General features: G+C 68.1%; 2 protein-coding genes. Both read left to right on the top strand.

The annotated features are described in order from the left end of the window. The coding region (locus KGM94_RS24660) for an SDR family NAD(P)-dependent oxidoreductase (RefSeq protein WP_300265181.1) at window positions 1-1,817 on the top strand (1,817 nt) is incomplete at its 5' end. A 7-nt stretch (window positions 1,818-1,824) separates the two neighbouring features. Continuing rightward, on the top strand, window positions 1,825-2,954 hold a 1,130-nt coding region (locus KGM94_RS24665), incomplete at its 3' end, for a glycosyltransferase family 4 protein (RefSeq protein WP_300265184.1).

Raw genomic sequence — 2,954 nt, forward strand, 5'->3', positions numbered from 1 at the left:
GGTTCGAGGGCGGCGACGACTTCTATGTCCGGCTGCCGCTCCTGTTTCGCATCCTGCCCTATTTCCTCGTCTTCAGCGTGGTGGTGTTCTTCACCTTCAGGTTGACTACGACGAAATGGCGGTTCATCTCGCTGCCGGACGCGTTGAACATCATCCGCGTCGCGACCGTCCTGACCGTCGCGCTGCTCGTTCTCGACTACATCTTCGTCGCCCCCAACGTGCGCGGTTCGTTCTTCCTCGGCAAGGTCACGATCGTCCTCTACTGGTTTCTGGAGATATCGTTTCTCAGCGCGTTGCGGCTTGCCTACCGCTATTTCCGCTACACCCGCGTCCGGCGCGACGCCAGGATCGAGGACGCTTCACCGACGCTGCTGATCGGTCGCGCAGCGGACGCCGAGGTTCTGCTGCGCGGCATCGAGAGCGGCGCCATCAGGCGGGTCTGGCCGGTCGGCGTGCTGTCGCCGTCGCGGGCCGATCGGGGACAGTCCATCCGCAACGTGCCGGTGCTGGGCGGCATCGACGATTTCGAGTACGTGATCGGCGACTTCGCCAAGCGCAACAAGCCGATTGCCCGGGTGGTGATGACGCCGTCGGCCTTCGAGCCGGACGCCCATCCGGACTCCGTGCTGATGCGGGCGCGCCGGCTCGGCCTGATCGTCAGCCGCCTGCCGTCGCTGGAGGGCGGGGACACGCCGCGGCTCACCTCCGTCGCGGTCGAGGACCTCCTGCTGCGGCCGACCGAGAAGATCGACTATGCGCGTCTGGAGGCCCTGATCAGGGGCAAGGCCGTCATCGTCACCGGCGGCGGCGGCTCGATCGGCTCGGAAATCTGCGAGCGCGTGGTTGCGTTCGGCGCCGCCCGCCTGCTGATCATCGAGCATTCCGAGCCGGCGCTCTACGCGGTGACGGAAGCGCTCGCCGCGCACGAGGCCGGCGCCGCCATCGAGGGCCGCATCGCCGACATCCGCGACCGCGAGCGCATCATGCGCGTGATGGCCGAGTTCAGGCCGGACATCGTGTTCCATGCGGCCGCGCTCAAGCACGTGCCGATCCTGGAGCGCGACTGGAGCGAAGGCGTCAAGACCAACATCTTCGGCTCGGTCAACGTGGCCGACGCGGCGCTGGCGGCCGGCGCCGGGGCGATGGTGATGATCTCGACCGACAAGGCGATCGAGCCGGTCTCGATGCTCGGCCTCACCAAGCGTTTTGCGGAGATGTATTGCCAGGCGCTCGACCGCGATCTGTCGTCGCAGGCGGGCGGCGCCAGGCCGCCGATGCGGCTGATCTCGGTCAGGTTCGGCAACGTGCTCGCCTCGAACGGCTCCGTGGTGCCGAAGTTCAAGGCCCAGATAGAGGCCGGCGGTCCGGTGACGGTGACGCATCCCGACATGGTCCGCTATTTCATGACGATCCGCGAAGCCTGCGACCTCGTCATCACGGCGGCGACCCACGCGCTCGGCGCGGAGCGTTCGAACGTGTCGGTCTACGTGCTCAACATGGGGCAGCCGGTCAAGATCGTGGATCTCGCCGAGCGCATGATCCGGCTGTCCGGCCTGCAGCCGGGCCACGACATCGACATCGTGTTCACGGGGATGCGGCCGGGCGAGCGGCTGAACGAGATCCTGTTCGCCTCCGAGGAGCCGACCGTGGAGATCGGCATCGCCGGCATCATGGCCGCGCGGCCCAACGAGCCGCCGATGCAGACGTTGTGCAAGTGGATCGCGGCCCTCGAACAGGCGATCGCGCGGGACGACCGGGGTACCATCAAGACCATCCTGAAGGATGCCGTTCCGGAATTCGGCTCGACCGCGGCGTGAGCCTTTGATGCAGCCCCCGGGAAAGATCGTCGTCGCGAGCCAGCACTATCCGCCGGATCCGAGCACCACGGCTGCGATCATGGCCGAGGTCGCAGGTCGCCTCGCCCGGGGCGGCCGGGTCGTCGTGCTGTCCGGCACGCCGGGCGCCTTGCCGGCCGCGCAGACCGGGCCGGGCAAGCCGGTCGTCGTCCCCGTCAAGAATCGGATGACCGGAAAGGCGGCCCTGGTCCGCCGCGCCTCGGCCGAACTGCTGTTTGCGCTCCGCGTCCTGTTCGCTCTGCTGGGCGAGTTGCGGCGCGGCGACGTTGTCCTCACCGTGACCGCGCCGTTCATGCTACCCTATGCCGTTGCGGCGGCCGCGAAGCTGAAAGGCGCGCGGTCGGCGCTGATCCTGCATGACCTCTTTCCCGACGTGCTGGTCATGGCCGGCCTGCTGGAGCCCCGTTCGATCGTGACCAGGACCATACGCGCCGTCAACGGCTGGATGTTTCGCGCGCTCGATGTCGTCATCACGATCGGTCGCGACGCGGAACGGCACCTGATGGTCTATCGCGGCATGAAGCGGGACAGGATTCGCTTCATTCCGAACTGGGCCACGCTGGCTCCCGCCCTGCGGCCGGTGACGGCCGACAATCCGTTCCGCGCCGCGCATCCGGCGCGTTTCGTCGTCGGGCTGTCAGGCAATCTCGGCTTCACCCACGATCCGGACGTCGTGTTCGAGGCGGCGCAATTGCTGAAGCAGGAAACGGATATCCGCTTCCTGCTCTCCGGCTGGGGGATCGGCTTCGAGCGGCTGAAGCAATTGCAGGCGGCGGCGAATTTGCCGAATGTCGACGTCGTCGCGCGGGTCGAGGACGCCGAGCTCGAGGCCTTTCTCGCGGCCGCCGACGTCTGGGTCATCCCCTATCGGAAGGACGTGGCAGGCGTGTCGGTGCCGAGCCGGTTCTACAATCTGCTGGCGGTCGGCCGGCCCGTGGTCCTGGTCTCGGAGCCGGAGGCCGAGGCCGCGCTGACCGTCTTGGAAAACGGGCTCGGCTGGGTGGTGCCGCCGGGCCGGCCGGACGAACTGGCGGCCGCGATCCGCTCGGCGGCCCGTGCCGACGACGCGGGCATGGCGGAGCGGGCGGTGAAGACCGC

Source organism: Bradyrhizobium sp., from assembly GCF_028868675.1.
GTDB lineage: Bacteria > Pseudomonadota > Alphaproteobacteria > Rhizobiales > Xanthobacteraceae > Bradyrhizobium.